The sequence below is a fragment of the Catellatospora sp. NPDC049609 genome (assembly GCF_040675365.1).
Taxonomy (GTDB): domain Bacteria; phylum Actinomycetota; class Actinomycetes; order Mycobacteriales; family Micromonosporaceae; genus Catellatospora.
Map to the genome: position 1 here is coordinate 1 of NZ_JBFAOU010000262.1, position 7,905 is coordinate 7,905.

The following is a 7,905-nucleotide window of genomic DNA, read 5'->3' on the forward strand; positions in this document are numbered from 1 at the left end:
GCCCTCCTCCGGCGGGTTCATCAACCAGGGCCTCATGAGTCTGCACCTGGTCGACGAGCCGGTCCTGTTCCTGACCGAGCCGAACTTCTTCTGGGAGATCGTCGCCGGGACGAGCCTGTGGAAGGAGCTGGGCTGGAACACGATCCTCTACCTGGCCGCGATCACTGCGATCGACCCGGGCCTGTACGAGGCCGCCGAGGTCGACGGAGCGGGCCGCTATCGCAAGATGTTCAGCATCACGCTCCCGAGCATCAGGCCCACGATCGTCGTGCTGCTCATCATCAACAGCGGCTGGATCCTGTCCACGAACTTCGAGCTGCCGTACTTCCTCGGCAACGGCCTGGTGTCCGAAAAGTCCGAGACCATCGACGTCTTCGTGCTGCGCTATGGCTACCAGCTGGGCAACTACAGCCTCGCCGTCGTCGCGGGCATCTTCAAGACCATCGTCGCCATCATCCTGGTGGGCTCGGCGAACCTAGCGGCCAAGCGCCTCAACCAAGAGACACTGGTCTAGGAGGACTTCATGTCAGGCGCCACTGTCGCGAAGCCTCTGGCGCGGCGCGCATCACGAGGCGGGTCACGGCGTCGCAAGCGGACGGTCGAGCAGATCATCTTCACGACGCTCAACACGACCTTCCTGCTGGCCCTCGCGGCGCTCATGATCTACCCGCTGCTGAACACGCTCGCCATCTCCCTGAACGACGGCAACGACGCCGTCCGTGGCGGGATCGGCATCTGGCCTCGGGTCTTCTCGCTGCAGAACTACCACGTCGTGTTCAACATGACCACGATCTACCAGGCGTTCTTCATGAGCGTCCTGAAGACGGTAGTGGTGGTGGCGACAAACCTGGTCTTCACCTCGATGCTCGCCTACGCGCTCAGCCGCAAAGAGTTCGTCTTCCGCCGCTCGATCACCCTGATCTTCGTGCTGACGATGTACTTCGACGCCGGGCTGATCCCCAACTACCTGCTCATCAGGGACCTGGGCATGCTGAACAGCTTCCAGGCCTACTGGGTGCCGACGATCATCAGCGCGTTCAACCTGATCGTCCTGCGCACGTACATGAAGTCGATCCCCGAAGAGATCATCGAGTCGGCACGGATGGACGGCGCGGGCGAGTTCCGCATGTGGTGGCAGGTCGTGATGCCGCTGTGCAAGCCCGCGCTGGCCGTGGTGGGTCTGTTCGTGGCCGTGGGCAGCTGGAACTCCTGGCTGGACACCCTGCTCTACAACTCGGGCGATCAGGCGTTGTCCACCCTGCAGTACGAGTTGCAGAAGCTACTGGCGAGCTCGATGAACGCCGGCATGAACTCCGTGGCCGCCACGGGCAGCGCGCAGTCTGGCGGGCAGGTCACCACACCGATCGCGCTGCGGTCGACGATCACCATGGTGGCGGCCGTCCCCATCCTGTTCGTCTACCCGTTCCTGCAAAGGCACTTCGTGTCCGGTCTCGTGATCGGCTCCGTGAAGGGCTGATGGCGCCGGTCGCCCGCCCACCGCGGCAGGCCGACCCCGTCCTCAGGACCCGAAACTCCGCACACTGAAAGGCTCCGACCATCTTCCGTTACCACCCCGCGTCGCGACTGTGGCGCATCCTGGACTCGCTCGGCTCCGTCATCGTGATCAGCCTGTTCTGGCTCGTGAGCCTCGGCCTTGTCGTGACGGCGGGAGCGGGAACGGTGGTCGCCTACGAGGTGTGCCGCCGGTACGTCCTGGGCAAGGACGCAGGCCTCTGGGCCATCGCCACGAAGGCCTTGCGGCAGAGCTGGAGGCAGGCGACCGTCATCGGCCTGCTGGCCGTCCCGGTCGCGGCCGTGGGCATCCTCACGCTCTCCTACCTGCCCACTCTCGGGCTGGCCGAGGTCTGGGTGCCGCTCATCGTCGTCGGACTTTTCCTCCTGCTCCTGGTCTTCTGGTGCCTCCCCCTCGCAGCCCGCTTCACCAACCCCACCTGGCGCCAGGTGCTCAACGGGCTCACGTTGGGGCTGACGACGCCCAGCCTGACGTTCCTGCTCGGGATCGCCGTGGTCCTCGGGGGCGTCGCCATCTGGAACTTCATGCCCGCGGTGTTCGCGGCGCCCGGCCTGATCCTCCTGTGGTGGTGCTACCTGCTCGAGCGGTTCTTCGTCGCCCGGGGGTACGTGCAACCGGAGCCGGAGGAGGCGGAGGTCTGACGCTCTCCAGCCGCGGCCCTGAGTTGCCTCGGGGGTGAGGCTCCGTCAAGAAGGAGTAGTTGTGGAGGTCCTGAAGGACTACGTCCTCGGGGACACGATCGCCCGCTACCTGCGGCCTGGCCCGGGCGGACCGGTGGGAATGATGCTCTTCCCGGCAGCAATGGCAGGCCAGGTCGCCGAGAAGTCGTCTGCCATCGACTCGCTCGTCCAGATCAAGACCGTCGGTGACACATACCCGGGCGGTTCGGCCGGTCGTTCGTTGCGCAACGGTGGCACTGTCGGCACGCTCACCCTCGAGTCGCAGCGCGAGGTCACGACCGACGCCGGTGTCACGGTCGTGACCCTCCTGCGCACGCACCAAGGGTGCCTCGTCGAACACCATCTGCGGTGGCAATCGGGCGAGGCCGCGCTGGACTCATTCGTGGTCCTTCGCAACGAGGGACCGGACACGGTGACGCTGGAGCTGCTCTCGTCGTTCTCGCTCACTGGTCTGACACCCTTCGCCGGCGACGATGCCCCCGGCGATCTGATCCTGCACAGGCTGCGCAGCGCCTGGTCGGCTGAGGGGCGTCTGGTGTCCGACCACGTCGAGGACCTGGGTTTAGAGCCAGCCTGGGCCAGCTGGGAGCGGTGCCTGCGCTTCGGTCAGGTCGGATCTTGGCCAGTGCAAGGGTTCTTCCCGACGGCGTTCCTCGAGGACAGCCGCGCTGGGGTCTGCTGGGGCGTGCAGCTTGCCCACCCGGCCTCGTGGCAGATCGAGCTGGGCCGGACGGACGCCGCCCTCAACCTGTCGGGCGGGTTAGCGGACCGTGAGCTGGGCCACTGGACGAAGAGCGTGGCTCCCGGGGAGGAGTTCCGTACCCCCGTCGCATACCTGACGGTCGCGCAGGGTGGAGTGGACGACGCCGCCCACCGGTTGACGGCTCGCCACCAGCTCTTCCTGGATGTGCCCGCGGTCGAAGAGGCTCTGCCCGTCATCTTCAATGAATACTGCACCACCTGGGGTTCGCCGTCGCCGCAGAACCTTGGTGCGATCGTCGACCGGCTCGCGGGCAAAGGAATCCGATATCTCGTCATCGACAGCGGCTGGTACAAGGCCGACGGCAGCGAATGGTTCAACGGTCACGGCGACTGGGAACTGGACCGCCGAGCGTTCCCCGACGGACTGACCGAGGCGCTTGATCACGTGCGGTCCGCCGGTATGATCCCCGGCATCTGGTTCGAGTTCGAGACGGTCGGCTCCCGGGCCACGTCATTCACGCTGACCGACCACCTGCTCAAGCGCGACGGCGTCCCCGTCACCGTAGGCGGCCGGCGCTTCTGGGACTTCCGCGATCCGTTCGTGATCGGGTACCTCAAAGACCGGGTGATCGACTTCCTCAAGGCCAACGGCTTCGGCTATCTCAAAGTCGACTACAACAGCAGCATCGGAATCGGGTGCGACGGAGCAGAGTCCCTCGGTGAGGGACTGCGACAGCAGATGGCCGCAGTCCAGGGCTTCTTCCGGATGATCCGCGAGGAGATGCCGGAGCTCGTGATGGAGAACTGCGCGTCCGGCGGCCACCGGCTGGAGCCCTCGATGCTGGCCCTCACCAGCATGTCGTCATTCTCGGACGCCCACGAGTGCGCGGAGATCCCCATCATCGCCGCCAACGTGCAACGCGCACTGCTCCCCCGGCAGAGCCAGATCTGGGCAGTGCTGCGCGCGCAGGACTGCCCACAGCGGCTTGCGTACTCGCTCACCGCGACCATGCTCGGCCGGATGTGCCTATCGGGCGACATCCACCAACTGAGTGACGAGCAGTGGGCTGTGGTCTCCCGGGCAATCACCTTCTACAGGGCGGCGGTCCCGGTGATCAAGAACGGTGTCAGTCACCGGTTCGGACCGAAGGTGAGCAGCTATCGGCACCCCGAAGGGTGGCAGGCAGTCCGGCGAGTGTCCAACGACGGCGCCCAGATCCTGCTCGTCGTCCACCGGTTCGGAGCCGCTGAGCGAACTCCGATCGAGGTTGCTTTGCCACCGGGCAGGTACGAGGTCAGCGACCTCTACTCCCACCGCGAGATCGTGGTCGAGCTGACCGAGGAACTGGTAGCCGTGGAGCTGAATGAGCCGTTCTCTGCCGCGGCATTGCTGCTCACGCAGATCGAGTGAGATATGCCGGGAATCCCGACCCGCGCCGGCTGCCGTAATGGGACTGGCCACCGTCTCGCAAGGTGATCGCACTCAGACGCAGAACTCCAGGTACCGATGGAAACTCTAGAAATCGAGATCATCAATGGCCAGCAGCGCTCTTACTTTCCCCGTCCCTGAGGCTGAGATTACCGGCGTGGAGCTGCACGTCGCGAAGTCTGGTTCCGACACCGCCGCCGGAACCGCGCAGGCCCCCCTGCTCACGATCGGTGCCGCCGCGGCGCTGGCTCAGCCGGGGGACACCGTCGTCGTGCACGAAGGCGTGTACCGCGAGTGGGTGAACCCACCCCGCGGCGGTACGGCTGCTGCGCCGATCACCTACCAGGCTGCGCTGGGCGCGGATGGCCTGTTCGAGAAGGTGACGATCTCGGGTGCTGAGGTGATCGGCGACTGGCGTCCGCACGCCGGCTCGGCGGGCCGGGTCTGGGTGGCGACCGTGCCGAACTCCCTGTTCGGGTCGCGCAACCCCTACCTCGAGCGCATCGGTGGGGACTGGTTCTTCGACCAGGTCAACACCTGGCACACGGGCGAGGTGTATCTCGACGGCAAGTCGTTGTACGAGTCGCTGACCATGGCCGGCGTCGCGCACCCCGAGGTCACCGTGGACTCGTTCGACCAGGCGGGCTCGCTGCTGACCTGGTACTGCGAGGTGGGCGACGACGTCACCAGGATCTGGGCGAACTTCGGGGGCGCCGACCCGGCGGAGCACCAGATCGAGATCAACGCGCGCAAGTTCGTCTTCTGGCCCGCCGCCACGGGCATTGACTACATCACGGTGCGCGGCTTCACCCTGACGAAGGCCGCCACGCAGTGGGCCCCGCCCACGGCGCTGCAAGAGGGCCTGATCGGCCCGCACTGGTCGAAGGGCTGGGTGATCGAGGACAACACGATCACCGACTCGAAGAACGTCGGCGTCTCGCTGGGCAAAGAGGCCAGCACCGGGCAGAACGAGGCCGCCGCAGGGCCGAAGGGTGCCAAGGGCGGCACACAGCGCGAGCGCGAGGTGATCCAGCGGGCGCTCGCCCTGCGCGGGCCCGCCGCGGGCGAGCCGCACCCGTGGGACCGGGATCACGTCGGCTCCCACACGGTGCGCCGCAACACGATCCGGGACTCCGAGCAGGCCGGCATCGTCGGGCACCTGGGGGCGGCGTTCTCGACCATCAGCGACAACCACATCTCCCGCATCCACGTGAAGCGTCAGTGGCACGGCGCCGAGGTGGCCGGCATCAAGCTGCATGCCGCGATCGACACCGTGATCAGCGGGAACACCATCCATAACACGCACCGTGCCCTGTGGCTCGACTGGCAGGCCCAGGGCACCCTGGTGCGGCGCAACGTCTGCTACGCCTCCACCGCCGAAGACTTCATGGTCGAGGTCTGCCACGGCCCGTACCTCGTGGACTCGAACCTGTTCCTGTCACCGTGGGCGGTCAAGGACATGTCCAGCGGCGGCGCCTACGTGCACAACTACATCGCCGGTCGCATCGCGAACTGCACCGAGCACCAGCGGTACACCCCGTACCACCTCCCGCACTCCACGGCCGTCTACGGAGTCTCGAACATCCTCGGTGGAGACAACCGGTTCTACAACAACGTCTTCGTCGGCGACGGCGCGCGCGCCGAGCACACCGAACCGCAGTCGGAATCGACGCTCGCGAGCTTCTGGTCCGGCGCGATCGACATGGACGGCGTGCCCGGGCAGGCCACCTTCATGCCCACCCCGGTGGGCACCTCGCAGTACGACGCCTACCCGACGGCGCAGGAGTACCCGAACGAGCACGGCAGCGCGATGGCCGGGCCACGCCTCCCGGTCTGGATCGAGGGCAACCTCTACGCGGAGGGCGCCGAGCCGTTCCGCGCGGAACCCACGGCCATCATCACAGGCGCATCACCCGTGCGAGTCGAGGTGCTCGACACCGCAGCCGGCACCCTTCGCGTCGAGGTGACCCACCCGGGCACCCACGTGGTCGCCCCGGTGACCACCGACCGCCTCGGGACCAGCTACCAAGCCGAGATGGGCTACACCAACCCCGACGGGTCTGACCTGGACCTGAGCGCCGACCTCTGTGGGATCCTCCGAGGTGAGGTTGTGCCCGGGCCTTTCGCCGCATCGGCGCCCGTCACCCGGATACTCGCCGCGCCAGAACCGGCGGGCCGGCGCTACGGCGTGTTTCAGAAGTGATCGGTGGTGTCGTTCGCTGCTTGTCTCCGGTCGAGCTGTGTGTGGGCTTGCGGGTGGTGGGTGTTCGTCGGTGCGGTTCAAGCAGGCTCGACACCAGCATGTGCCGGATCTGGTGCGGCCCGATCTGCCGCACACCCGCAGCCGCCGACAGCTTGTTGAACCTGTCGGTGATATTGTCCGGCCGCAACGGCATGTTCGTCTGATCCGAGAACATGTACGGGCTGCCGCCCACCGGCCGCATCCGGCCGAGCATCGCAGCGGTCTCCCTGTCGAGCATGACCGAACGGATACTGTTCGACGACTTCGGTCGCTTCTCCCGCACTGCGCTGTCCTCACCTTCGACCACCCGCTGCCGGATGATCCGGATCGTGCCGGTCATCGGATCGAACTCGACCCACTTGAGGCCGGCGAGCTCACCGCGACGCAACCCGGTCACGACCAGCAGCCGCCACAACACGTACAGCCGGTCCCGACGCACGTAGGCCAGGAACGTGTTCGCTTCCTCAAGGGTCCACACCGGGCGCAGCCGGTCGGTCAACCGCGGCTTGCCTCCCCGACCACGGCCTGACCTTAGCGGCGACCGCCACTACATCTACCTCAGCGACCCCGGCGCGCCGAGCCCGGCAAGCGCAAGGCGGTCCTCAGGCAGCCCGTCAGAGCTGCATGACGCCGACATCGCCCGGAGCCAACCCGTCTGTAGCATCGGCGCATAGCACGCGGTCAATGGAGCACCATGATCGGAGCCCGCCGGATGGCAACTCGTGGCCGCTGGTATGTGGGCCTGAATCACGGCACCCACGACGCGGCGTGCGCCCTGCTGCTCGACGGAGACATCATCGTCTCCGTCGAGCAGGAACGGCTGTCGCGCAACAAACGAGCCGTCGAAGAGCCGCCGGTCGACGCGTTGAAGCACTGCCTGGACTTCGCCGGGATCACGCTCGCCGACGTCGACGGCGTCGCACTCGGGGCCGATCACGACGACCTGGCCGAATGGCTGGGCCTGGACGAGCACGAGCGCACCCAGCGGCTGCCGTACAACAGTCCTGACTGGGCGTTTCGATTACGTATGAGGTAGCTCGCGTTGGTTCGCCAGGCGTCCTTACGCTCAAGGACGTAGACCAGCAAGCGGCTTGTGGACGGAGTTGCCCCGATTCGGGCACCGGGTTTCTCCGGCAGATCTTGTCTCATTCACAAAGGCGAGGTTTGCCGGACATCGGGTGCGACCCAGCGGCTGCCGTCGATAGTAGAACGGCCGCATGACCACCGGACGGCCCGCGTACCCCTCTGACCTGTCCGACGCCCGCTGGGCACTGATCGCGCCACGGCTGACCGCCTGGCGCCAGGCCCGCACCGACGC

The 7,905-nt window shown here is 66.6% G+C and carries 7 protein-coding genes and 1 pseudogene; 7 read left to right on the forward strand and 1 reads right to left on the reverse strand.

What is annotated here, in order from left to right; translation table 11 throughout:
- From AB0J67_RS37490 to AB0J67_RS37510, 5 genes are all read left to right on the forward strand, one after another.
- A partial coding sequence (locus AB0J67_RS37490) for an ABC transporter permease subunit (protein ID WP_363489949.1) occupies positions 1-514 on the forward strand: 514 nt, incomplete at its 5' end.
- A gap of 9 nt (positions 515-523) precedes the next feature.
- Entirely contained in the window at positions 524-1,477 is a 954-nt protein-coding gene (locus AB0J67_RS37495) for a carbohydrate ABC transporter permease (RefSeq protein ID WP_363489951.1), read from the forward strand.
- Between the two features lie 143 nt (positions 1,478-1,620).
- A complete protein-coding gene (locus AB0J67_RS37500) occupies positions 1,621-2,175 on the forward strand; it encodes a DUF624 domain-containing protein (RefSeq protein WP_363489953.1) in 555 nt (184 codons plus the stop codon).
- Positions 2,176-2,236: 61 nt separating this feature from the next.
- Positions 2,237-4,327: a glycoside hydrolase family 36 protein gene (locus tag AB0J67_RS37505; RefSeq protein ID WP_363489955.1), complete on the forward strand. Its 2,091-nt coding sequence runs from the start codon at positions 2,237-2,239 to the stop codon at positions 4,325-4,327.
- A gap of 124 nt (positions 4,328-4,451) precedes the next feature.
- On the forward strand, positions 4,452-6,548 hold the full coding sequence (locus tag AB0J67_RS37510; protein ID WP_363489957.1) for a right-handed parallel beta-helix repeat-containing protein: 2,097 nt from the start codon (positions 4,452-4,454) through the stop codon (positions 6,546-6,548).
- Here AB0J67_RS37510 and AB0J67_RS37515 read toward each other — a convergent pair.
- Positions 6,487-7,086 (reverse strand): site-specific integrase, encoded by a 600-nt coding sequence (locus AB0J67_RS37515; RefSeq protein ID WP_363489959.1) that lies wholly within the window; start codon positions 7,084-7,086, stop codon positions 6,487-6,489. The two genes, AB0J67_RS37510 and AB0J67_RS37515, sit on opposite strands and share 62 nt — an antisense overlap.
- A 195-nt stretch (positions 7,087-7,281) precedes the next feature.
- Here AB0J67_RS37515 and AB0J67_RS37520 point away from each other — a divergent pair, with 195 nt between their 5' ends.
- Together AB0J67_RS37520 and AB0J67_RS37525 are read left to right on the forward strand one after the other, a co-directional pair.
- Positions 7,282-7,623 (forward strand): carbamoyltransferase N-terminal domain-containing protein, encoded by a 342-nt coding sequence (locus tag AB0J67_RS37520; RefSeq protein WP_363489961.1) that lies wholly within the window; start codon positions 7,282-7,284, stop codon positions 7,621-7,623.
- Between the two features lie 181 nt (positions 7,624-7,804).
- Positions 7,805-7,905: pseudogene (locus AB0J67_RS37525) on the forward strand (IS5/IS1182 family transposase); the annotation flags it as partial.

Excerpts from the sequence above, each read along its gene's own strand:
- AB0J67_RS37495 (WP_363489951.1), top strand. The coding sequence starts at position 524 with ATGTCAGGCGCCACTGTCGCGAAGCCTCTGGCGCGGCGCGCATCACGA.
- AB0J67_RS37510 (WP_363489957.1), top strand. The coding sequence starts at position 4,452 with ATGGCCAGCAGCGCTCTTACTTTCCCCGTCCCTGAGGCTGAGATTACC.
- AB0J67_RS37520 (WP_363489961.1), top strand. The coding sequence starts at position 7,282 with ATGATCGGAGCCCGCCGGATGGCAACTCGTGGCCGCTGGTATGTGGGC.